Source organism: Bacteroides sp. (genome assembly GCF_028690125.1).
Lineage (GTDB): Bacteria > Bacteroidota > Bacteroidia > Bacteroidales > Bacteroidaceae > Bacteroides.
This window is the reverse complement of record NZ_JAQVBV010000003.1, coordinates 198,829-224,208: the sequence shown is the minus strand read 5'-3', so window position 1 is coordinate 224,208 and position 25,380 is coordinate 198,829. Positions and strand designations below refer to the sequence as shown.

Annotated in this window: 19 protein-coding genes and 2 tRNA genes; 12 read left to right on the top strand and 9 right to left on the bottom strand. The window is 38.4% G+C overall.

What is annotated here, in order from left to right:
* Together PHO71_RS03690 and ahcY are read right to left on the bottom strand one after the other, a co-directional pair.
* Window positions 1-2,502: a YfhO family protein gene (locus PHO71_RS03690; RefSeq protein ID WP_300199065.1), complete on the bottom strand. Its 2,502-nt coding sequence runs from the start codon at window positions 2,500-2,502 to the stop codon at window positions 1-3.
* Between the two features lie 56 nt (window positions 2,503-2,558).
* Complete coding sequence (gene ahcY, locus PHO71_RS03685; RefSeq protein WP_300199063.1) at window positions 2,559-3,977, bottom strand: adenosylhomocysteinase; 1,419 nt, start codon at window positions 3,975-3,977, stop codon at window positions 2,559-2,561.
* A 184-nt stretch (window positions 3,978-4,161) separates the two neighbouring features.
* Between ahcY and PHO71_RS03680 the strand changes: the two genes are divergently transcribed.
* On the top strand, window positions 4,162-5,331 hold the full coding sequence (locus PHO71_RS03680; protein WP_300199060.1) for a PAS domain-containing sensor histidine kinase: 1,170 nt from the start codon (window positions 4,162-4,164) through the stop codon (window positions 5,329-5,331).
* Between the two features lie 224 nt (window positions 5,332-5,555).
* On the opposite strand, the gene PHO71_RS03675 is transcribed toward PHO71_RS03680, so the two are convergent.
* Both PHO71_RS03675 and PHO71_RS03670 read right to left on the bottom strand, forming a co-directional pair.
* The gene (locus tag PHO71_RS03675; protein ID WP_300199057.1) at window positions 5,556-7,244 is read right to left on the bottom strand and encodes a S41 family peptidase; all 1,689 of its coding nucleotides are present in this window, start codon (window positions 7,242-7,244) and stop codon (window positions 5,556-5,558) included.
* Between the two features lie 44 nt (window positions 7,245-7,288).
* Complete coding sequence (locus PHO71_RS03670; protein ID WP_300199054.1) at window positions 7,289-8,278, bottom strand: adenosine kinase; 990 nt, start codon at window positions 8,276-8,278, stop codon at window positions 7,289-7,291.
* 77 nt (window positions 8,279-8,355) lie between these two features.
* Here PHO71_RS03670 and PHO71_RS03665 point away from each other — a divergent pair.
* Window positions 8,356-8,429: transfer RNA gene (locus tag PHO71_RS03665), tRNA-Asn, on the top strand.
* 28 nt (window positions 8,430-8,457) lie between these two features.
* Window positions 8,458-8,531: transfer RNA gene (locus PHO71_RS03660), tRNA-Asn, on the top strand.
* Window positions 8,532-8,749: 218 nt separating this feature from the next.
* On the opposite strand, the gene PHO71_RS03655 is transcribed toward PHO71_RS03660, so the two are convergent.
* The 5 genes from PHO71_RS03655 to PHO71_RS03635 form a co-directional block, all read right to left on the bottom strand.
* Window positions 8,750-10,786: a hypothetical protein gene (locus tag PHO71_RS03655; protein ID WP_300199052.1), complete on the bottom strand. Its 2,037-nt coding sequence runs from the start codon at window positions 10,784-10,786 to the stop codon at window positions 8,750-8,752.
* A 25-nt stretch (window positions 10,787-10,811) separates the two neighbouring features.
* The gene (locus tag PHO71_RS03650) at window positions 10,812-11,444 is read right to left on the bottom strand and encodes a RyR domain-containing protein (protein ID WP_300199049.1); all 633 of its coding nucleotides are present in this window, start codon (window positions 11,442-11,444) and stop codon (window positions 10,812-10,814) included.
* 106 nt (window positions 11,445-11,550) lie between these two features.
* Window positions 11,551-12,258 (bottom strand): ComF family protein, encoded by a 708-nt coding sequence (locus tag PHO71_RS03645; protein WP_300199144.1) that lies wholly within the window; start codon window positions 12,256-12,258, stop codon window positions 11,551-11,553.
* A 44-nt stretch (window positions 12,259-12,302) separates the two neighbouring features.
* The gene (locus PHO71_RS03640; protein WP_300199046.1) at window positions 12,303-13,106 is read right to left on the bottom strand and encodes an inositol monophosphatase family protein; all 804 of its coding nucleotides are present in this window, start codon (window positions 13,104-13,106) and stop codon (window positions 12,303-12,305) included.
* Window positions 13,107-13,261: 155 nt separating this feature from the next.
* The gene (locus PHO71_RS03635; RefSeq protein ID WP_300199043.1) at window positions 13,262-13,861 is read right to left on the bottom strand and encodes a type IV toxin-antitoxin system AbiEi family antitoxin domain-containing protein; all 600 of its coding nucleotides are present in this window, start codon (window positions 13,859-13,861) and stop codon (window positions 13,262-13,264) included.
* A gap of 373 nt (window positions 13,862-14,234) precedes the next feature.
* On the opposite strand from PHO71_RS03635, the gene PHO71_RS03630 reads away from it, so the two are divergent.
* From PHO71_RS03630 to PHO71_RS03590, 9 genes are all read left to right on the top strand, one after another.
* Window positions 14,235-14,801, top strand: coding sequence for a restriction endonuclease subunit S (locus PHO71_RS03630; RefSeq protein WP_300199040.1), 567 nt, complete (start codon window positions 14,235-14,237; stop codon window positions 14,799-14,801).
* On the top strand, window positions 14,791-16,320 hold the full coding sequence (locus PHO71_RS03625; protein ID WP_300199037.1) for a type I restriction-modification system subunit M: 1,530 nt from the start codon (window positions 14,791-14,793) through the stop codon (window positions 16,318-16,320). The genes PHO71_RS03630 and PHO71_RS03625 overlap by 11 nt, the downstream gene beginning before the upstream one ends.
* A 19-nt stretch (window positions 16,321-16,339) precedes the next feature.
* Complete coding sequence (gene dinD, locus PHO71_RS03620; protein ID WP_300199034.1) at window positions 16,340-17,179, top strand: DNA damage-inducible protein D; 840 nt, start codon at window positions 16,340-16,342, stop codon at window positions 17,177-17,179.
* Window positions 17,180-17,183: 4 nt separating this feature from the next.
* Window positions 17,184-18,365: a restriction endonuclease subunit S gene (locus PHO71_RS03615; RefSeq protein ID WP_300199031.1), complete on the top strand. Its 1,182-nt coding sequence runs from the start codon at window positions 17,184-17,186 to the stop codon at window positions 18,363-18,365.
* Between the two features lie 5 nt (window positions 18,366-18,370).
* Window positions 18,371-18,847: a phosphatase gene (locus PHO71_RS03610; RefSeq protein WP_300199028.1), complete on the top strand. Its 477-nt coding sequence runs from the start codon at window positions 18,371-18,373 to the stop codon at window positions 18,845-18,847.
* 57 nt (window positions 18,848-18,904) lie between these two features.
* Complete coding sequence (locus tag PHO71_RS03605; RefSeq protein ID WP_300199025.1) at window positions 18,905-22,123, top strand: type I restriction endonuclease subunit R; 3,219 nt, start codon at window positions 18,905-18,907, stop codon at window positions 22,121-22,123.
* On the top strand, window positions 22,120-22,815 hold the full coding sequence (locus PHO71_RS03600; RefSeq protein ID WP_300199022.1) for a M48 family metallopeptidase: 696 nt from the start codon (window positions 22,120-22,122) through the stop codon (window positions 22,813-22,815). The genes PHO71_RS03605 and PHO71_RS03600 overlap by 4 nt, the downstream gene beginning before the upstream one ends.
* Window positions 22,816-23,009: 194 nt before the next feature.
* Window positions 23,010-23,483 (top strand): DNA-binding protein, encoded by a 474-nt coding sequence (locus PHO71_RS03595; protein ID WP_300199019.1) that lies wholly within the window; start codon window positions 23,010-23,012, stop codon window positions 23,481-23,483.
* Window positions 23,484-23,612: 129 nt separating this feature from the next.
* A complete protein-coding gene (locus tag PHO71_RS03590; protein WP_300199016.1) occupies window positions 23,613-25,151 on the top strand; it encodes a hypothetical protein in 1,539 nt (512 codons plus the stop codon).
* Window positions 25,152-25,380 lie beyond the last annotated feature (229 nt).

Genomic DNA, 25,380 nt, shown 5'->3' with positions numbered 1-25,380 from the left:
TTACTTTTTAATGCATTGTTTCCTCTTTAACCATACAAACAGCATCACACCAATCAACAGCAAAGCCATTGCAGCATAAGCTATATTTTCTGTTACGTGCAGACTCTGCGGATCGAACCACATTTCTATCATATGTTTACCGGCAGGAACATTCATTGCACGCAGAATATAATCAGCGCGTGCTATATCTATTGGTTGTCCGTCAATAGTTGCTTGCCAACCCGGATAGTAGATTTCAGAAAAGACAACCACTCCATCTTTAGCAGAAGAAGTTTCATAAACCAAACGATTCGGTTCATAACTTATCATCCTAACAGTAGACAGAGAATCTTTATAACCTTCGGTTACTCCTTTCAGCACTTCCTTGAATTTTGCATCGACCACAGCAGTCTCAGTCGGAAGAATATGACCCAGTGCATTAATCTCTTCATTAGCATTATCAACATACTGAACTTTATCTACAAACCACCCATTGCCATAAGCATAAGGATTCATGACAGGAATCGTCTGCCCTTGTTTTCCGGCGGGAAAGATAAAATATTTCGTATTCAGCATATTCAATACACGGAACTTTGAAGCATCCACACTATCCATTGCTCCATTAGCAGTAGCCACTTCCTGATAAGTTTCACGCATTTCCGGTGAGATGTGATGCTCTATCATCTCCTGATAACGGCGCAACTTCGCAGCATGATAACCACCTACATTCTTATGCCAATAAGAAGTATTATTTTCATTAAATGTATCGGTTGCAAAATTCAACACACGGTAATTCAATGTAGTATCCTGAAGAATGATTTCATCTGCCTGACTCTTGCGAAAAACATCTGTCTGCTGAGACTTCGGAATAAACTCCTCGTCAAACAAATAGCGCTTATTAACACCCCACATATCCACCAGACAAAGAATAGCAATACCTGCCACCGTCAAAGAAGCTTTTAACTTTTCTTGCACATAAAGGAATAACAACGCACATCCTATCACAATGATGAAGAAACTCCGCCATGCGTCCGAAGTCAATAATGCTTCACGCATTTCTTTTATATTTGCCAGAATCGGGCTCAGTTGTTCTCCGGGAATGCCTTGTTGCAAAGCAGCCATCTCCTGAGCCGGAATATAATTTGAAAAGAAAATCCCGGGTGCTACTGCCAAGATAAAGGCAACACCTGCTGTCAATACCAAGCTGATAATCATCCCCGTACGGTTTTCTTTCAATTTCAATATATCCGGTTTTACCAGCACCTCCTTCAAAGCAAAAATAGCTAATAACGGAATCGTAAATTCAGCAATCACCAGAATAGAAGAAACTGCACGGAACTTATTGTACATCGGCATATAATCTATAAAAAAGTCCGTCAGCCCCATAAAATTCCTTCCCCACGAAAGTAGAATGGAAAAAATAGTTGCACCCAGCAAAGCCCACTTCAAGGGTCCTTTTACAATGAAACAGCCCAGAATAAAAAGAAACATCACAAAAGCTCCCACATAAACCGGACCGGAGGTCATTGGCTGGTCACCAAAATATTGCGTTAATTGAGAATAAAGACTACTATAGGTTGGATTTGCCTTTTTCATTGCCGTCTCACTTCTCGACAGAGGAACAGAAGCTCCTCCCTTTACATTGGGAACGAGCAATGTCAGTGTTTCATCAATACCGTAGCTCCATCGCGTAATATAATCACGGTCCAGTCCACTACCGGTCTGATTCTCCGCAGCAGCACCCTCGTGTTTCAATTCACTTTTACCACGCATTGTTTCTTTACTATACTCATAAGTATGGTAAAGATTGGATAGATTTGCACAGACTCCTATCACTGCTGCCAATAACAAAACGGCACTAGCTTTAAAAAAATGAGGTAATTCTTTCTTTTTATACGCATCTTCAAAATATGCCCCTGCCATGAATAAGATGACAAACATAAAATAGTAACTCATCTGTATATGGTTCGACTGAATCTGAAGAGCTATAAACAAAGCGGTAACGATTCCTCCCAGCAAATACTTCTTACGATACGCCAGCACAACACCAGCAATCGTAGGTGGAATATATGCCAACGTTATAAATTTCCAAATATGCCCTGCTGATATCAATATGAAGAAATAGGAAGAGAAAGCCCATATGACACCTCCCAAAGCCGACAGCCAAACTGATATTCCAAACGCTCTCAGCAAGATATAGAAACCAATCATCATGATAAAAGTCAGTACTACATAAGGCGGGAGATACAAATGATAGACAGCTTCCACCCATTTCAATGGTTTGGTTGAATCATAGCTAGGAGACATCTGATAGGTAGGCATACCTCCAAAAAGAGAGTTTGTCCAACGAGTACGTTCTCCGGTACGTTCCAGATACTCTGTAGCTTCTTGGCCACCACCTACTCCGGCAACTGAATCATTTTGAAAAAGAATACGTCCTTCAATATCCGCAGGGAAAAAGTAAGCAAAAGAAAGAATGACGAAAGCCAGAATGGCAATTAAATCAGGAAGGATTTTCTTCATAATAATGAAAATTGATAACGGATGCCGGAGATTTTGATTTTCCGGCATCCGCTAAATTAATATCTATAATGTTCAGCCTTATATGGTCCATCTACCGATACACCGATATATGCAGCTTGTTCCGGAGTCAATTTAGTCAGTTTCACTCCGATCTTTTCAAGATGCAGACGCGCCACTTCTTCATCCAAGTACTTCGGTAAACGATATACATTGATATCATATTTCTTGCTGAACAGTTCAATCTGAGCCAACGTCTGATTAGTGAAAGAGTTACTCATCACAAACGACGGATGACCGGTAGCACAGCCCAAGTTTACCAAACGACCGTCTGCCAACAAAATTATGCTATGTCCATCCGGGAAATAATAACGATCTACCTGCGGCTTGATATTGACACACTTGATACCGGGATAGTGCTTCAAAGCATCTACCTGAATTTCATTATCAAAATGTCCAATGTTACAAACAATTGCCTGGTCCTTCATCTTCTCCATATGGTCGATGCGAACAATATCAATATTTCCGGTAGTTGTCACAAAAATATTACCTTCATCACATGCTTCTTCCATTGTTACCACTTCAAAGCCTTCCATGGCTGCCTGCAAAGCACAAATCGGATCAACCTCTGTCACCAACACCCGTGCTCCGTAAGTACGCATAGAATGAGAACAACCTTTTCCAACATCACCATATCCGCATACCACAACCACTTTACCGGCAATCATCACATCCGTAGCACGCTTGATACCATCTGCCAATGACTCGCGACACCCATACAAATTATCAAATTTAGATTTTGTTACCGAGTCATTTACATTAAAGGCAGGGAACAAAAGTTTTCCTTCTTCCTGCATCTGATACAGACGATGTACTCCGGTAGTCGTTTCTTCGGATACACCACGAACTTCTGAAGCAGCACGGTGCCAACGAGTATTATCTTCTGCCAAAACTTTCTTCAAAATAGCATTCAGCTCTATTTCATCTTCAGCGTGCACCTCTTTATCCAACACAGCCGCATTGTTTTCGGCATCATAACCTACATGAATCATCATAGTAGCGTCGCCACCATCATCCACAATTACATTCGGCCCTTTACCACCTGCAAAGTTCAATGCCTGCAACGTACACCACCAGTAATCAGCCAACGTTTCACCCTTCCAGGCAAATACAGCAACTCCTGAAGCAGCAATTGCAGCTGCCGCATGATCCTGCGTTGAATATATATTACAAGAGCACCAACGAACTTCAGCTCCCAATGCAACCAGAGCTTCAATCAAAACAGCCGTTTGAATGGTCATATGCAATGACCCCATAATGCGGGCACCTTTTAAGGGTTTGGATTCTCCATACTTTTCGCGAAGAGCCATAAGGCCGGGCATTTCTTTTTCTGCCAATTCGATTTCCTTGCGTCCGAAGTCAGCAAGCGTAATATCTGCCACTTTATAAGGCAGAGTAGAGAACAATTCTGTAGACATATTGTAAATCATTTAATATATAATGACCACAAAGATAGAATATTCTGATTAGTAGGGCAAAAGCTATCCATCTTTTTTATCAAATAATAACTTGGAACGAACAGCGTATTATTAAAATATTGTTTTATATTTGCAACAAGTTACACATATTTTGCAACATTTATACAGTTTTTATTCATCATCTATGGAGAATTACGAAAATAAAACGAAAGAAGAGCTATTAATAATAATACATCAATTAGAAAGAAAGATAGAAAACCTTTCTTCCAAATTGCCTTCTTCCGGAAAAGAACGTTTCCGCGATAAATATTGCACACGCATATTGGATGCGTTGCCCGATATGCTAACTGTTATTGATCACAACGGTAATATTATAGAATTGGTATCTTCTCCTTCTACAAACCATGTTGAAGGTACGACAGCAGAAAGCATCATTCATTCAAAAGTAAAAGATATTATTCCGGAAGATGCTTATGAAAGCGTACACGAGAACATGGAGAAAGTAATACATACAAAACAAAGCTCTATCTCCAGGCATAATCTAATGGTCAATGGCACTTTGCATCATTTTGAGAATCGTATTTTCCCGTTAGACAACAAATATTTACTATGTATATGTCGCGACATTTCACGGCAATATGAAATGGAAAAGGCTTTAGATGAAGCGCGCATCAAAGCGGAAGAAGCCGACCGGTTGAAGTCTGCTTTTCTTGCCAACATGAGCCATGAGATACGTACTCCTCTCAATGCGATCGTAGGATTCTCGCAATTAATCGCTACGTCCAGTAACACCGAAGATAAGAAACAATATTCTGCAATCGTCGAAAAAAATTCAGAGTTGCTACTCAATCTTTTTAGTGATATCTTGGATATTTCCGCATTAGAATCTGATTCTCTTAAATTTAAGATTCGCCCTATCAAATTATTAGATAATTGTGTACAACTACAACAACTATACAGTCCCAAGGTTCATAAAGGTGTAAATTTAATTCTAGACAATGAAATTTCAAGCACATACGTAATCGGAGATTCCGAACGTATCTCTCAAGTGATTAGCAATTTGCTCAGCAATGCTACAAAGTTTACCATCAAAGGAGAAATCCACTTCGGATTTCAAGAGAAAGAAGACTTCGTGGAGTTTTATGTGAAAGATAGTGGTATCGGCATTCCAGCCGAAAAAGCGGCAAGTATCTTTGAACGTTTCGGTAAAATCAACAATTTCGTGCAGGGAACAGGACTCGGATTAACTCTTTGTAGAATGTTGGTAGAAAGAATGGGCGGACGTATCTGGTTACGCTCCAAAGAAGGACAAGGAACCACATTTTATTTTACACTACCTAAAGCACATCAATAGTCATTGTAAAGTGAGAAAATGAGAAAATGACATTTGCAGAAATCTATCAAGAATAAAACAAGCTATCAATATGTAATTTTCAGACGCGGATGACGCGAATAACGCGGATTTTTAAGATTAAATTTATTATCTAAATTCCTAAAATCCGCGTTATTCGTGTCATCCGCGTCTAAAAGAAGCGATTATAAACCTTTGTTACCTTCTTTTATATAGCAACAACAGCATCATTTCTTTGCCACCGGCGTACTTAGTATTTCTTTATATTTCGCCTGATCATTCAGAACCTTCAAAGCAGCTTCCAAATCATTATCATCTTTCAACTGCTGAATGATACCTCCGCGCTGAAAATAATAGCGTTTGATAATCTCAGAAGCAATCATCGGTTTGATATCTTTAGCGAAATAATCCAAATCACGGTCGAGATTATGATTCAGCTTCTTTTCCAAAGCAGTAAACTCTTCAGAAGCATCTGTCATATAACCTTCAAACTCTGCTGCTTCTTTCAAAGTCTTCAAAATCTTTTCACTTTGCTGGTCATATTTGAAATCAGCCTTCTTGACCATTGCTTTGAAATTATCATAATCAGCATCCGTCACTTCAAACTTTTCGGGAGAAGGAATCGTAGGATGCTTCAAGCAATATTGAGTAGCATAATTGAAAATCAGGTTATCACGCACCAGATAATACAATATATTCGGCAGTTTCTCTTGTTCCACAACAATATCCGGCATTACACCACCACCATCACGAACTTCACGTCCTGCCACCGTATGGAATACATTAGTCAGACTATCCGGTATAGTACCCACGCTTCCATCCTCATTGCGATGCTTATAGTCAATAGCCTGCACACAACGTCCACTTGGAATATAATACTTAGAAGTAGTTACTTTCATCGTACCTCCATATGGCAGTGAACGAGGAACCTGAACCAATCCTTTTCCAAAAGTACGGTTACCCACAATCACGGCACGATCCAAATCCTGCAAAGAACCTGATAGAATTTCAGACGCAGAAGCGGTTCCGCTATTTACCAATACTGTAATAGGAATATCCAGATCCAACGGCTCACGCAAAGTTTTATAAGTATTACTAGCTTGTTTTATCTTGCCTTTTGTAGTCACAATCACTTTTCCACGAGGCAAGAAATAGTTAGCTATTTCTACCGCTTCATCCAATAAACCACCTCCATTATTACGAAGATCGATTACCAGAGAAGTAGCTCCCTGCTTCTTCAAATCCAGAAATGCCTTTTTAAAGTCTTTTGAAGGATTACCTGAGAATGTGCTCAAACTGATATATCCTACATTATTATCCATTAAAGTACTATAAGGAATAGGAGGAGTCAGGATTGACTCACGCACAATATCAAATTCCATGGGTGTACGCCCTCCTTTTTCATTGGGACGTTCTACCTTCAGTTTGAAGCTTGTACCTGCTTCTCCACGTAACATCTGGCTTACTTCCGCATTATTTTTTCCTGCAAGATCTTTACCGTCAATCTCAATCAAGATGTCTCCGGCTTTTAATCCTGCCTTGGCAGCCGGAGTGTTTTCAAACGGTTCAGCAATCATAGATCGCTTCATTTTCATATCATATGTAATCAGAGAACCAATTCCTCCGAAACTCCCTTTGACCATCTGTTCCAGTTCACTCTGATCCTCTTCGGGAAAATATTCCGTATATGGGTCCAAAGACAGTAGCATATTATCAATTCCTTCACGAATTGTTTTGTTGGGATCAATAGTGTCCACATAAAACATATCCAACTCCTTCACAACGGCATTGAATATATCCAGATTCTTAGCAAGCTGGAAATTCCGATCGTCTCCATTCTTGAAACTAAAGAAAGCAGCCACTGCAATTACAGCCACTAAACCGGCAATTATCCGCTTATTCAGCAATTTTTTCATATTCTTTTCATTAAAATGAGACGTAAAAATAACTCAATCCTTGGTTATTCCGCCAGAACCTTGTTAATATTTAACTTAATTTCATCCCAGCGTTCCTGTGGGATCGTAGTTCCAATCACTTGAATAACATTTCCCGAGAGAATAGAACCTATTTTAGCACACTTCTCCAACGAGTATCCGCAAGTAAGACCATACAGGAATCCGGATGCAAAATAATCACCGGCACCGGTAGTATCCACCACTTTCTCAACAGGAATTGCAGAAACTTTTATTTCCTCCGTTCCTTTACGAATATAAGAGCCGTTCGCTCCCACCTTAACGATAGCAATACTGCATTTCTTGCCTATTGTCCTCAGTGCTTCTTCCGGTTCCTCACCCGTAAACGCTTTTGCTTCTTCTTCGTTGGCAAAAACGATATCTACATACTTATTTATTAATAAGGAGAAGAATTCCAAATCATTAGCTACGATATTGTAGCTCGACATATCAAGACAAATCTGTAATCCGGCTTCTTTTGCCAATTCAATGGCATGAAGAATCATTTCATGATCTTGCACCAAATACCCTTCAATAAACAGATACGCGTAACCCTTAAACATATCCAATGTCAGTTCTTCTGCTTTCAGACTGGAAGCTGCTCCCAGATAAGTTCCAAAAGTACGTTCTCCATCCTTAGAAATGAAAGCCGATGCGACCCCCGAAGGTAGTTGTTCAGATATCAAAAGTTTGTCCTCAATTGTATTTTTCTTCAGATTTTCACGAAAAAAATTTCCATAATGGTCATTTCCCACTTTTCCAATAAAACCGGTTGCTGCCCCTAGTGAAGCCAACCCTAGCATGGCATTTCCTGCCGATCCACCCGTTGCAAAATGGGTTTTCATCTGAGAGAATTTGGAGTTAATCTGTTGTAACTTAGCGTCATCAATGAGTTGCATACTCCCCTTAGGTAAGCCCATTTCATTTAAGAGTGTATCATCTTCCAGGGTTGCAAGTACGTCTACCAGGGCGTTGCCCAATCCTATTATTTTATCCATTCTCAATATTTTTTTTGCAAAGATATTGCATATTTCAAAATATCCTATTACTTTTGCATCGCAATTGAGAAAAACATTCTTCCTTAGCTCAGTCGGTTAGAGCATCTGACTGTTAATCAGAGGGTCCTTGGTTCAAGTCCAAGAGGAAGAGCAAAGTTCAAAATCTCAATTGCAAATATTCTTCCTTAGCTCAGTCGGTTAGAGCATCTGACTGTTAATCAGAGGGTCCTTGGTTCAAGTCCAAGAGGAAGAGCAAGCCAGCATTTTTGCTGGCTTTTTTTTATTTTATCCGCTTTACTTTTTCAAAGATCATCTCTAGACAAAAGAACATATTCATCCCATGTTTTCTAATTGGGGAACATATTCATATTTTCTGATCGTTCTTTGTCCGAAAAGTAAAAGCTTCTATTACAGCAAAGAGATCGGTATAAATCCTTTCATATAGGCTTCGTTACTGTTAAAGCAATTTTATCAGGTAGATTGTCTGTAATCTACCACAAGGGATACTCCACCGACGATACACCTATCATAATCTTTAGAGCTTTGGGGTAATTCTTCATAGGAACAAATATCCGGGTGTACAAACCGTTCATTCTTATACTCCTTCTTTTTTTCTTTACTACTATCAATAATCTTCTTTTCAGCAGCCGTCGGTTTCCTGAAACCAAGAAGCAGCTTCTCCACATTCCAACGGTTATGCTCCACCTGTGAGAGAAGTTCAATTTGTTTGGAAGTCAGTTCTATACCACTCTTGCCGTCCCAGCCCACGGAACGCAGCTTATAATCAATAGAACAGGCACTATACAAATTGGACCACCGCTGTGCAACAGGAAGTTTATTCCAGCTTTTCTCCAAGCGTTTAACATCCGGACAACTTTCAGGCAAAACGCCATAATTATTGAAGAAATCATAGATATAATGAATAACCATTCCTTTCTGCATCCCGTTACGATCAAGGTCATAGCAGTTGTCCATCATACCAAAAGGATAAATATGAGAGTATTTATGATATTCGCATTCTTCATCCTTCCTGCTACTGAGCATACTAAGCAATGCACTTGACGTTTCTTGACGAATAAATACCGGAATATTGTTCTCGAAAATACTATCAGGCAGATAAAGCCCTATGGCGACACTTTGTGGGGGATAATTCAAACAGACTGCAATGGTAAGTATTTCATTACTTTCCGGTGAAGCCCACTCATTCAATTGCTTCTGTATAACTTCACTTTCAGCACGGCCTTTGATAAACTCAAACTGAATATCCAGAAAATCAGCATCTGTCCCTTCAAACTTTGTAGGAGGAAGTATCTGAATTTCTAGCTCTCCTTCCTGATTGACCTCCTGATATACAGTTGGTGCTATCTCAAAGAAATGTTGATATCTCCCACGGAAATAGTTCATTTCCCTATCAGCTTGTTCATCAATAAAAGTTATAACACTTTTATATCTATTATCTCTGCAATAATTGGGAAAATGCAGTAAATGAGCAGCCTCCACCCCAAGAGCAACTCCCATCCGGCTCATACCAATGATGACAAAACGTACTGTCTTCACGCTATCTTCCGTGATAGGAGTTCTGTCTAAAGAAGGATAAACAATAACCTCGTCTCCTTTTTTGTAGCAACGGCTAACGAGAAGTTTCTTAGCCCACTCCTCATAGAAATTAAATGGGTGAAAATCAATGTATTTTCGCCATTCGGCAGATAAATCGGTTAGCTGAAAAGCTGCAAATGTAGTTTGATATTCAAACATGACAGTGAAAGGAATCATCTGACAACCTTCTTCTTCTCTATGAATAGAAACAATTATTTTAAGAGAGTCGATATTGAGCGAATCATGATCATGTTCATCCCGCTCACCTATAAGAAATACTTCACGAGCATGAGTTGTGTGAAGTTTCGAAAGATCTTCTTTTGAATCTCTCCGTCCATGTAACACTACAATACGATTTTCATTCTTGACATCCAACAGAGTATGTATTTTATTTCTGATCTCCACAGCCGGACAAATACTTTGTACTAATATATAGCATTGTTGATAATGTGGGTCCGAACATATTTGTTGAATTAATGTCGGCACCATCTCATCAAAACCAATGATTACTACATGATCTCTCAACCGATAGTCAATATCACCTTCACGAAAACGCTCAACCCTTCTTTCCAACATATTGGAAACCACAGAAATAAGTAATCCGGTAAAAAGCAGCATACCAATCACAACTACCAATAATGCAAACCAGCGAAGAGAAGGAGGTACATTATTAATATTACCGGGATCAATGAAAAGACAAATTAATTGAAAAAATCTTCCTAAAGGTGCATTAACTTCATCAGACGCAAGTTGTTCAACCGAAGGGTTAGCAAAATTATAAGCCAAACTCAAAATAAAGATAAGCCCAAATACAAATAGAATGATGCCAAACAACCACGATAATTGTTTCCATCCTTTTCCAGAGAAAGAACGGTCAAAATGTAAAGACAAAAGCCGGAATATAGAGTTCATTGGATTTTAATAATTTAGCAGTGGTTCAAATTTTATTCTTACTTCTCCGAATAATTTCTTTCTTTTGTTCTTCCGCATAAAGCTCACTCAACACTTGATGATCTTTATGCAAAACATCAGCAAATAAAGCAATCAGTTTTAAAACAATTTTCGTTATGCCAAACAAAAATACACAGGCTATCACTAAATAGATAATACTCATATAAACTTCATTTGATGAAGGGAATGCACCTGTGCACACCTTAATTGCTCCCCATGCAATAAAGGCAACTATCAACAGGGAAAGGAATATAAGAATTACAGTCACCACTTTCCAGCCTCCCCTTACGGGATTATAATTCACCCTATTTTTAGATGAAGTATCTCTCTTTTGTATTTCATACCCATTTAAATAAATGAATTTCAAAACTTCAGTTGCAGTAGTCGCAAGAGAAGTTTTCTTTTCCGAATTTGACAATTCGCTGTAAGGCACCATATCGGGTGTTTTCTTGCTTTTATCATTACCTTCCGAAGCATATCTCCAACCCTCTATATATTGCTCATACGCCCACAACTCATGTTCATTAGAAGCCATTGCTTCAGACAATTCCTTTAAAGATTCCGGCAACTCAACACTATGTGTATCTCGCGGACAAGGTATGTACTTATTCGTTTCCATATTTGTGTTTTTTCATATAAATATTTCTATGCCTCCAAAAGATAGGATGTTGAACAAAGATATATTATTTTATTATAAAATATACTCCTATGCACATTATTTATTATCACTCTGCTATTGCCAAAGTCAATATACTGATTTGTAATCCTTCTATTTCCATCAATGCAGAAGCACACGCTACAGTAGTAGCACCCGTCGTCAGCACATCATCCACAATCAACACATGTTTTCCTTGAAGATTTCGGGAAGAATGGAGCTCAAAAATCCCATCTACATTTTCCCAGCGTTCAAAAGTAGACTTACGTGTCTGAGTCTCAGTATTCTTTCGGCGTACAACCAATTCCATATCTATAGGAACCCCCGTCACATCTGTAATTCCACGAGCTATCCATTCACTCTGATTATAGCCACGTAGTTGTTGTTTCTTCTTGTGTAGCGGAACCGGAATAATGACATCCATCCCCTTAAAGAAACCGGACGACAATAGTTCTGATGCCATACAACGCCCCATAATTGCTCCGAGTTCCTTCTGTCCGCCATATTTTAGTTGATGAAGAATCTGACGGAAATCACTACCTTTCCGGTAATAGAAAAAAGAAGTCGCCCGCTCCAAGGGGATCTTTCCCCAGAAAAGCTGCTCCACCGGATTATCTTTCTGAAGATGATAATTTGTACGTGGCAAGTTTATATTACACATCGTGCAAATACACTCCTCTCCTTTTGCCAGTGGTTTGCCACAAGTAAGGCAGCAACGGGGAAAAAAGAGAGACAGAAATGAATTGAGCCAGCCTTTAATAAGCAAAGTGTGTTCCATCATAGTGGTAATTTGTATCGTTACAATTCAATAAATCCATAGCCCTACATATCCAATGGAGGAACTTCTTCTAACAATTTTTGGAATAAGGGATGCAAATATCGGTTGCTAACAATAATATGATGTCCTTCTATGAAATAATCATTACCATAAAAGTCGGTAGCTTTTCCACCGGCCTCCTGAGCAATCAGTGCCGCAGCCGAATAATCCCATTTTCCGAGAAAAGCCTCCGCCCAAGCGTCAAAACGTCCCATAGCTACGTAGCAAATTGCCGCAGCAGCAGATCCATTCATACGAATCCCTCCTACCTTGCCATACAACTTATCAATAAGATGAAGAGCTGTCTGTTTATACTGACTATAATTATAAGGTAGCTCGGTAAAAACAAAGGCATCTTTTGCTTCCTTTACATCGGAGACATGAATCTCTTTACCATTCATATAGGCTTTACCTCCTTTCCAGGCATAGAAACACTCATCCCGGCAGGCCTCATAGACTACTCCCAAAAGTAATTCCGTACGGTTACGCAAAGCAATGCATACACAGTAAGGAGCTTCATCATGTATATAGTTTGTCGTTCCGTCCAGCGGATCAATCACCCAACAATAGGGCTCATCCTGATAAATAGCAGAACCTTCTTCCGTTATAAATCCGGCTTCGGGCAGTAAAGCAGAAAGCGCTGCTACCACTCTCTTTTCAGACTCTTTATCCACATAGGATACATAATCATGCGCGTGTTTCTCTTCCACACGGTCACGCCGAAAACTTTTCCGTTCTTCTTTCAGAAAATGTCCGGCTTCCGTCGCGATATGGCAAACATCAGCTGTAAGTTGTTTTAAATCTAACATTTTGTTCTTCAACTATTAAAAGTGCTTCGAAGATATAGCTTTTCACATAAAAAACCATACCAAAAGAACAATATTTCAGTTCATTAACTTGACAAACTTGGATGTCTTATTAAAATAGTCTAACTTCGTTCTATTATTATGAACATCTTACTTCATTACTTTTTCAAATACACCACCGTCTTACCTGCCCCATATCTCCGGATAATACCTTCATCCAAATATTTTCTGAGAAATTCCACTGCCTTATCACGACTGATACCTGCCAATCTCACAAAATCAGCACGGGTAATGCAACCATGTTCATCTATATGCCGCATAAGAAGTGCACGGCATTCATCTTCCCCACGAGTATTGTCTGTACGATATGGAGATGCGATGCGTTCTAACTGTAACGGCTCCAACCCTTCGCTGAATTTCTTATTAACACGCAGGTTCACCTTATTAAGCCGGATAGAAGGCGAACGGATTTCTTTCTTCTCCATCACCGAACGATCACACTTTAATGACAAAGAGAAATAGCCCAACTCTCCAACTTCTACGGTCCATCCTTGTGAGAGCCAACGCTGCAATTCGTCCGTCACAGCTTGCAGGCAACCTTCAATGGTAGCTTGACTGAAACCATTGGACTTGGATACCAGTTCGATAAATTTCTTGGCGTCAAGGGTTCCTGATGGAATAACACGCGCGTGAAGCGGTTGTTGTTCCTCCCGTTTCAGCGGATTGCCACTTGCGTAAAGATCATAATAAATGCTCATACTATAATTAATATATAATGGTTCAACAATTAATAGTTTTCTGTATACAAATTAATTCGTTGAACTATAGTCCTTCGAAGCGACAACTATAGCCTTCCTTTCGTTGGACTATAGTTCAACGAAAGGAAGACTATAGTTCAACGAATTAATTTGTGCACCCAAAGGTATTACTTTATTCAGAGAAATAACTAAGCTTTTGGAATTAAACTTCATAATTGAAATTTCTATAAGAGGATAAGGAATATATAAAAGAGGCAACAAAAATAAACATAAAAAAACAAGCAGTGATATTTTGTAGAATTATTACTGAAAATAATTTTGATAATTAAAGAATAGTTTATTTCTTTGTAGATCGAGTACAAAATTAAATATAATGACTAAATTAAAAGATATAGCAGAAGTGCAAACAGGCGTATACCTCAAGCCATCGCCAGCAGCCAACACCTTATATCTGCAAGTTAATAACTTCGACAGTAATGGCTGTATGCACTCAAGGCAAAAGCCCACTATTGCACTTGACAACACAAATATCAAATATCTTCTCAGAGAAAAGGATTTGTTGTTTGTGGCAAAAGGAACAAATCTTTTTTGTGCCATTTTCGAGACCCAGAAATATAATGCGGTAGCCTCATCATCATTTCTCGTTATTAAAATCACTAATAAAAACAGAGTGCTCCCGGAATATCTATGTTGGTTTTTCAATTTGCCTACAACACTGCAATATTTGAGTCTAAATGCAAAAGGGACCGCAATCCGTTCCATATCAAAGGCAACAATGGAAGAACTAAACATTCCGATTCTTTCTATTGACAAACAAAAAACAATTTTAGCAATAGCCGAACTTCAAAAAGAGGAAGAAAGGTTATATAAGGAAATTATCCGCAAACGTAACCTATTAACAGAATACAAACTAAAAAATATTATAAATAATGGAATCTAAAATTACTCAGGACGATATTAACAAAGTGATCTGGAAGGCTTGTGACACATTCAGAGGGGTGATTGACCCCAGCCAATACAAGGATTACATTCTCACCATGCTGTTTTTAAAATACGTAAGCGATGTAAATAAATCAAAGTATCAGGAATATCTTAAAAGATATGAAGGTAATGAAGAACGTGCCAGAAGAGCCATGCGGCATGAACGCTTTATTGTACCGGAGAACAGTACTTTTGACTATTTATACGAACGTCGCAACGAAATAAATATCGGAGAACTGATAGACATCGCCCTTGCCGACCTGGAAAATGCTAATCGAGAAAAACTGAGTAGCGAAGATGGTAGTGGCATATTCCGTAATATAAGCTTTAATAGTAGTAATCTCGGAGAAGCCAAAGATAAAAACACCCGTCTGAAAAACCTGCTCATCGATTTTTCTGACGAAAAGTTACAATTTGATGAATCACATTTGGAGAATAACGATGTAATTGGAGATGCTTATATGTATCTAATCGAGTATTTTGCAAGTGGTGCCGGGAAAAAAGCGGGTGAATTCTTCACTCCCAAAGAAGTATCGACTTTATTGGCCAAACTAACTAAGAGCAAGCCGGGAGCCAGAATTTGTGACCCAACCTGTGGTTCCGGCTCTTTATTGATTAAAGCGGGGAAAGAGGTTGGAGGAGACAACTTCTCACTTTACGGACAAGAGCTTAACGGTAGCACATGGGCTTTAGCAATGATGAATATGTTGTTACATGGTTTTGACAGTGCTACCATCCGTTGGGGTGATACACTTCGAAATCCGAAACTTAAAGAAGGCGATGCGTTAATGAAGTTTGATACAGTTGTAGCCAACCCTCCGTTTTCTCTCGACAAATGGGGAGCCGATGAAGCTGCAAATGATCAATATAAACGTTTCTGGAGAGGCGTTCCTCCCAAAAGCAAAGGAGACTGGGCATTTATCAGTCACATGCTCGAAGTTGCATATGAAGGGCATGGTAAAGTTGGTGTGGTAGCACCCCATGGCGTGCTATTCCGAGGGTCAAGCGAAGGGAAACTACGCCAAAAGACTATTGAAGAAAACTACTTGGAAGCAGTTATAGGTCTTCCAGCTAATCTATTTTTTGGTACTGGTATCCCGGCAACGATTATAATATTCAACAAAGGAAAAAAGACAGACAATGTACTCTTCATTGATGCCAGCCGTCAATATGAGAATGGTAAGAACCAGAACAGGTTACGTAATCAGGATATTGATCATATCGTTTCTACCTATCGTAAATTTACGGCAGGAGAACTATCATCAGGTGTAGCGGAGGATAAATATGCCTATGTGGCAACGCGAGAAGAAATTGTTGAAAATGATTATAACCTTAATATACCTCGTTATGTAGATACCTACGAAGAAGAAGAGGAAATTGATATCGTGGCCGTGCAAAAGGAGATCGATTCGCTTGAAGCGGAACTTGCCGAAGTACAAACAAAGATGAAAGCTTATCTAAAAGAATTAGGTTATTGACAAAAGGAACTGATTGAAAATGAAGACAGAAGAAATTAAGCGTTTATTTTCCGACTTCGAGGCAGCTGCTTCAGAACTAGAAGGAGTAGAATGTTGGAGCGCCAGAGAAATACAACATTTGTTTGGATACAGTAAGTGGGAAAACTTCTCTAAAGTAATTGAAAAAGCAAAAGAATCGTGCCGAAATGCCGGACAGGATACTGCTGATCATTTTCCTGACGTCAGGAAAACGATCGCTATGCCCAAAGGAGCCGAAAAAGAGATCGATGATATCCTTCTGACACGCTATGCTTGTTATCTGATTGCTCAAAATGGAGATTCTCGAAAGGAGCAAGTCGCTTTTGCACAGACATATTTCGCCGTCCAAACGCGAAGGGCAGAATTAATAGAGCAACGGTTATTGGAAGTAGAACGTATCAAAGCTCGCATCAAACTACAAGAAACAGAAAAGCACCTTTCCGGCGTTTTATATGAGCGCGGTGTAAATGATAAAGGGTTCGCTATCATTCGCTCCAAAGGAGATCAGGCTCTGTTTCGATTGAATACAGCACTCATGAAACACAAAATGGGAGTACCCGAAAAACGCCCCATAGCAGACTTTTTGCCGACTATCAGCATAAAAGCAAAAGATTTTGCCGCCGAAATGACAAGTGTCAATGTGCAAGCGAAAGATCTGCATGGTGAAACATCTATATCTAAAGAACATGTTGATAATAACCTCGCCGTAAGAAAAATGCTTCTGGAAAGAGGCATTGTACCGGAAGATTTGCCAGCAGCAGAAGATATTAAAAAGGTAGAGCGTAGATTGGCGAGCGAACAGAAAAAGGTGTTGAATAAAAAAACATCTAACCAAGACTAGGAATATGAAAGAGAAAGATATACCGGAAGGATATAAAGATTCAACATTGGGAGTTATTCCGAAGGAATGGGAGATTAAAAGATTAGGGGAGATATGTTCTCACTTTAAGAGCGGAACAACAATAACCTCAAAACAAATATCCGAAAAAGGGAAATATCCCGTATATGGTGGTAATGGATTACGAGGTTATTCTGATACTTACACACATGATGGAGCATATATATTAATAGGTCGCCAAGGAGCACTATGTGGAAATATAAACTATGTTGAAGGCAGAAACTATATTTCGGAACATGCAATTGCAGTTCAATCTTTCGAAAATATACAATGGCTAAAATATAAACTTGATTATTGGAATCTAAACAAATTCTCAGAATCTTCAGCTCAACCAGGATTATCTGTCGAGAAATTAGTTCGGTACAAGCTCATAGTTCCACCGATTAATGAGCAGAAAAAAATAGCAGAAATACTCAGTGTATGGGATGATGCTATTGAAAAGCAAACAAGACTAATTGATGCACTCATCTGTCGTAAACGTGCTTTAATGCAACAACTACTCACGGGAAAAAAACGGCTTCTTTATTATACTGAACCATGGAAACAAGTAAGACTCGGAAATATATTCTGTGAAGTTAATGCAATAAATGACAAGCAACAGAACTACCCAGTAATGACGATTTCTGCAAAATTAGGATTAGTTTCTCAGCAAAATAAATTCGACAGAATCATTGCGGGGAATAGTCTTAATAAATACACACTATTAAAAAAAGATGATTTCGCATATAACAAAGGAAATTCTAAAACATATCCAATGGGATGCATTTATAAACTAGATGAATACGAATATGCCCTTGTTCCTTTTGTCTATATTTGTTTTCAAAAAACTGCCAAAATAAACATTAGTTTCTATCAACAATGGTTTATTAATCATGGATTAGACAAACAGCTTAAACGAATAATTACATCTGGTGCAAGAGGTGATGGTTTATTAAATGTAGATAGAAAAGATTTTTTCAACACAACTGTTCCTTTTCCGCACTTTACAGAGCAGCAAGTAATCGCTACTATTCTAGCAACAGCTGATCTGGAAATTGAACTAGTGAAAAAACGTCTTGATCAATTCGGCACTCAGAAACGTAGCCTTATGCAACAATTACTAACTGGAAAAAAAAGAATAAAAACATAAATAACATGAAAGAAATTTATCCCAATTTACACATTGGTTCCCAAGATGATTATGAGAATATTATCAAACAACAAGATGGTTGGTTTATTATACATGCCTGTAAAGAACCGTATCATCGACAAGCATTAGGATATTCAGGACAAGGTGCACCTAAAACCCATCCTGAATACTTAATAGCTTATCGTGAAAATCACTTAATATTAAATTTGGTAGATGCTCCTAATCCTGCATATATTCCAAAACAAATTATCGACGAAGCAATTAAAGCAATTGACCAACATCTACCTAGCATGAAAGTATTTGTACATTGCAATCAAGGAATGTCTCGTTCTGCTACGATAGGATTATTATATTTACATCATATAAGAGTGATCAATAATAACTTTGTCGATGCAGAAAAAGAGTTTTTAAAACTGTATCCTTGGTACAATCCTGCTAATGGAATGAAAATGTTTGCAGCAGCTAATTGGGATAATTATTAAAATAGAATCTACGAACTCCAAAAGAATAATTAAAGCTGATTATAAAAAACATTCACTATGAACGGAATATCTTTCAAAGAAGACCACATCAGCCAAATCCCCGCTCTCATGTTACTTGAAAAGCTAGGCTATATTTATCTCACTCAAGATGAAGCTCTGGAATTGCGTGAAGGTAATACCTCCAATGTATTGCTGACATCAATTCTGCGCCGCCAGTTGGAACATATCAACACCATACAAGTAAGTTCTACAAAGACTGCCTTATTTACACCGCAGAACATTACAATTGGTGTTGAAGCACTCCGAAACGTACCATTGAATGAAGGTTTCATGTCGGCATCGCAAGTTGTTTATGATCTGCTAACAGCAGGAAAAACACTCGAACAAATAGTGGATGGAGACAAGAAAAGTTTCACAATGCAATATATTGATTGGAAGCATCCTGAAAACAATGTTTTTCACGTAACCGAAGAGTTTGCAGTAACACGCACGGGAACAACTGAGACTTATCGTCCGGACATTGTTTTGTTTGTAAACGGTATACCACTATGTGTGATAGAATGCAAACGTCCTGATATAAAAGATTCTATCGCACAAGCTATATCACAACATTTGCGAAATCAAAAAGATGACGGGATACGCTCACTATACGTCTACTCAGCCCTCCTGCTTTCAGTTGCAACCCAATCAGCAAGTTACGCAACAACAGCTACCCCTGAAAAGTTCTGGGCAAAATGGACAGAGCAATTTGCCGATAGTAAAGAAGAGAATGCACATAAACAAGCACTTTACAATTTAGTTAATATCAAACATATTAACAACAAACTCTTCTCTGAACGTTTTCACTATGTCCGACAGCATTTTGAGGAAATATATCTTGCGCCAATTACCCCTTCTGTACAAGATGAATGTCTATACTCCTTATGCCGTCCCCAACGGTTACTAGAATTAATGTATCGTTATACGCTTTATCATGATGGAATCAAAAAAATAGCCCGTTATCAGCAATATTTTGCCGTTTGCAAAACCATAAACAGAATCCGTAACATCGAAGGTGGCAAACGGCATGGAGGTGTAATATGGCATACCCAAGGAAGCGGTAAATCATTAACAATGGTACTTTTGGCACAAGCTATTGTTTTAGATGAAAACATCCGTAATCCTAAAATCATTCTAGTAACTGACCGGACCGACCTTGACAGACAAATAACAAAAACTTTCACAAAGTGCGGTACGTATGTTGAAAATGCACGCACCGGTAGCAAGCTGACTGAATTGCTCGAAAGTAAAAGTAACGCAGTAATTACAACGGTCATCAATAAATTTCAAACAGCAGTAAAAGGCATAAAGAAACCACTCGCTGATCCTAATATATTCGTACTCATCGACGAAGGGCACCGTTCACAATATGACGAAATGGGAACTAAAATGGAAAAGACATTACCGAATGCCTGTTTCATAGCTATGACGGGAACACCATTGATGAAAAAAGAGAAAAGTACAGCCAAAAAGTTTGGAGGTATCATTCTGCCTGTTTACACAGTAGACCAGGCAGTGAAAGATGGTGCAATAGTTCCACTGCTTTACGAAGGACGCATGATTCCACAGATTGTACACGAAAAACCGATCGACCTTTACTTTGAGAAAGTCTGTGAACCCTTAAACGAATACCAGCGGGCAGACATGAAAAAGAAATTCAGTCGTGCCGACCAGCTAAACCAAACGGAGCAACGTATTTACGCCATCGCTTGGGATATTTCAATCCATTTTAAAGAAAACTGGCAAGGAACTAAATTTAAGGCTCAACTCGTGGCATCTCGTAAACGTATAGCAATTCTTTATAAAAAGTTCTTAGATGAAATAGGAATTGTTTCTTCAGAAGTCTTAATAACCTCTCCTGATACCCGTGAAGGAGAAGATGCTGCATATGGGGATACATCCGACACCGAGATCGCCTTCTGGAAACGCATGATGGATGAACATGGGACAGCCAAAAAATATGAAACGAATATTATCAACCGTTTCCAAGAGAGTGAGAAACCCGAAATCATAATTGTAGTTGATAAGTTATTAACAGGATTTGACGAACCGAAGAATACAGTTCTGTATCTTGACCGAAAACTGACTGATCATACGCTATTGCAAGCTATAGCGCGTGTAAACCGCGTTTGTGATGACAAAGATTTCGGTTATATTATAGATTACTATGGCGTATTAAGTAATCTGAATTCAGCTCTTGAACTATACTCGAATTTCAATGCCGAAGACTTAGAAGGTACATTTACTGATATTTCCGAAGAAATATTCCAATTACCACAAAAGCATTCGGACATCTGGAACATCTTTAAGGAGATTGGTAACAAAAAAGATTTAGAAGCCTATGGAGAACTGCTACGTGCGGATAATATTCGTGAAGAGTTTTATGAGAAGCTCACAGCCTATGCCAAAACGCTAAAAATTGCACTATCGGCAATCTATTTCCATAAAAACACGGCCGAAAATGAAATCGAAGTTTACAAGAATGACTTAACCATGTTCTTAAAACTTAGAAGTGCAGTCCAAGAGCGTTATTCTGACACCATTAACTTCAAACAGTACGAAAGCCAAATACAGAAATTGATTAATACCCACATAGAAAGTGGAGAAGTGAAAATCATAACAGAACTGGTGAATATCTTTGATAAAGAGAAGTTTGCTCAGGAAGTGGAAAAAGTGACAGGCACCGTAGCCAAAGCTGACACCATCGCATCAAGAACAGCCAAGCACATTACAGAGAATATGGATGCCGACCCTGCCTTCTACAAAAAGTTTTCGCAATTGCTTGAAGAAACCATCGCCGCCTACGAGCAAGCCCGAATTGATGAAATAGAATATCTTAAACGTGTGACAGAATGTATGAATAAGGTACTTTCCCACACAGACAGCGACATTCCTGTATCTATTCAAAATAATAATGCCGCAAGAGCTTATTTCGGATTAAGTCTTGAAGTCTATAAAATGATCCTGAAGGATGAGACTGAGATAAACTTGAAAGAAATAGCATTGTATACCGCTAATGCTATAGACGCTATTATAAAAGAACATATAATGGATAATGAGATGGTTATTATCGATTGGCCTAATAAAGGAAACATTATCGGAAAAATGAAAATTGAAATTGAAGATTATCTAATCGATGAAGTGAAAAGAAAGTATAACCTTCCAATTTCATTTGACGATATGGATTTAATAATAGACCGATGTGTAGAAGTAGCAAAATTATGGTTTAAACAATGAATGGTGAAATAGTATATGGCACAATATCAATTCAGTATAGCATAAAATTTACCAAACGAAAAACGTTGGGAATTATCGTCACGCCCGAAGGAAAGGTTTTACTTAATGCTCCTTTGGGTTCCTCACAGGAACTAATTGAGTCAAAATTACTAAAACGTGCCAGATGGATTGTAAAACAACAATCGTACTTCCTTTCGTTCGGGACACACACACCTCCTAAAAAATATGTAAGTGGCGAATCACATTATTATCTGGGTAAACAATATATGCTCAAAGTAATGAATGGAAAACCCAATAGTGCCAAATACAAAGGACGTTATTTTGAAGTGGTGTGTTCGCAACAATATAAGGCAGAAGAATTAATGAGAAGTTGGTACAGAGAACATGCAAAGATAAAGTTTGCCGAAATAGCAGAACCTATTATCACTCGTTTCGCCAAATATGGAATCTCACCTTCTTCTATTTATATACAAGAAATGGGAAACAGATGGGGAAGTTGTACACCAAAAGGGAAAATCATCTTAAATACAGAATTGATAAAAGCTCCTAAACCATGTATTGAGTATGTGATAACACACGAGTTATGCCACTTATTACACCATGACCACACCAAAGCATTTTTTGAACTTCTCGAATCAGAAATGCCCGATTGGAAACGTTGGAAAAACAAATTGGAGAAATTTATGGTTTAGAGGGAAACAGAGCCTATCAAAGCAGCAAATACAACAGGTTTTGATTATTGGAAAGTGGACTGGATAACCATATTAACTATTTTATTAACGCACATTCTCAAAATTACTTGCCCACTAATTTTAGTTTTCATATCTTTGCATCGTGATCACAAAATAAAAACTAGAAGTATTAACTATTAAAACTATTAAAGATTATGGCACTGAGATATGTAGTCAAAAAAACCACCTTTGGCTTTGATAAGGAAAAAGCCGAAAAGTATGTAGCACGTCCGTTCAATGTAGTGAGTGTTGATTTTAAGATGCTATGCAACCAAGTAACAGCTGTAGGATTCGTCCCACGCGGTGTAGTAAAGTCTGTCCTCGACGGATTAATCGATTCCCTGAAAACATATATGGAAATAGGGGCCTCCGTCAGTCTCGGAGAATTCGGAACTTTCCGTCCTTCTTTCGGATGTAAAAGTCAGGATGAGGAGGGAGAAGTGGGCACAGATACGCTAAGGAATCGCAAGATTATTTTCACACCCGGCAGTTTATTAAAAGATATGATAAACAAGGTCAGCATTCAAAAGCTGGATACAACAAGTAAAAATAGCACAGTCCCTCCGAGCGGCGGAGAAGGCGGTGGTGAAGAAGAAGGTGGTGGAGAATCACCGGACCCAACTTTGTAAGGTTAGCTTCCTTCATTAGTATCAGAAAATCCGGCTTGATTTCGTTCAAGTCGGATTTTTATTTTCCTATGATTTGCATTTTCCATATAAATTCCCGAATATTGCGAGGCTAATACTAATGAAATTCCCATGAAAAGAGTCGATTCCGTTATATCCCTGATATATTCACTGTCAAAAGCTGAAAAAAAACATTTCTCCCTTTTAGTCGTAAAAGACAAGGATGAAAAAGATTATCTGGTGATTTATGATATCATCACAAAGAGTAAACAACCAAATGGAAATACAATAAAGGAGGAGTTTCATAAACGCAGACCGAACGGAGCTTTTGAAGTTTCCATTCAATATCTATATGAAAAGCTGACAGATACCTTACTCACTCTTCGGAAGAAGAAAGATACTTACTATGACCTGTTCAACAATCTTTGTAAAGCCCGTATGCTTTACGAACGTTCTTTATTTGAAGAATGCTTCGAAATACTATCCAACACCATTGAACAGGCACAATATTATGAAAATAATGAGATATTGATCATTGCCCTCAAGCTAGAACTGGAATATTTACTCCGTCTGAACTTTCCCAATATAACCGAACAAGAGCTTTTTCACAAACACTTTATGCAGAACGAAGCGTTAAAGAAAATCAGGAAAATCACTGAACAATCTTCTTTGCACAATCTTCTAAAATACCGCCTGACTCACATCGGTTCTATCCGGACAGCCCAACAAAAGCAAGACATGAACGATCTCATGGTTAATGAGCTTTATATCGCAGCCTCGTCCGAGTCTGAAGGGAACTTTGAATTAACGCGGAATCACAAGCTTTTTCAGGCCAACTACTTAATGATGACAGGAAATGACAAAGCTGCTTTGAACTCATACAAAGAACTTGATTTGTTATTTGAGAAGAACCAACAATTCTGGTCGAATCCCCCCATTTATTACCTATCCGTCCTCGAAGGAGTACTTAGCAGTCTACGATCTGTAGGCAACTATGAAGAAATGCCTTATTTCCTCGAAAAGCTGAAAAAGCTGATTACAACCACTTCACTCGAATTTAAAGTCAATGCTACTTGCCTGCTTTTTCAATACGAACTTTTTCCGTCACTTGATAAAGGAGATTTCCCGGAATGCACCAAACTAATGAATCATTATCACGAATCACTCTATGACAAAGAAGTATGGCTCAGTCCCATCCGTAAAAGTGAGTTATTGCTTTATACTACACTAATTCATATCGGGAACCAGGATTACAAAGCTGCTAAAAAATACATTAGCAATGCGATTGTAGACCATAACATCAAATACCTGCCTTTAATGAGGACCATCCGGTTGGTCCGCCTGATCGCCTATTACGAAATGCAGGAATTTGACTTAATCCGCTATGAATCCCGATCTATCACACGAGGTCTGTCATCTCCCAAAGAACAGTCATTCAAAACAGAACATCTTATATTATGGTTTCTGAACAAGAAGAACCTCCCAATCCTACGAAATGAACGGGAACTATTCTGGGAGAAACTAACTCCTGAAATCAATCATTTACACGATGACAAATATGAAAACCAGCTACTCCACATTTTCGACTTCACGGCATGGATCGAATCGAAAATACTCAAAAAAAGCCTGACCGAAACTCTCCAACAGCATATCAATGCAAAAAGACTTTGAGAAAGAAATTTATCTGATAAGAGTGGCATTGAAATTATATAAATTATCAAAAGAAATAGATACTTGACGTATCCTGAAGAAAAAAGAACAATTCGTTAAATGTAGTTGTTTAATCATAGAATAGAGTTCATATTCAATTCTCGAAACATACAAGGATTATTGGGACATATAATCAGTTTGAAATTATATAAATAGAAGATTAATGTAGAAAACAGTATTTTATTATTTT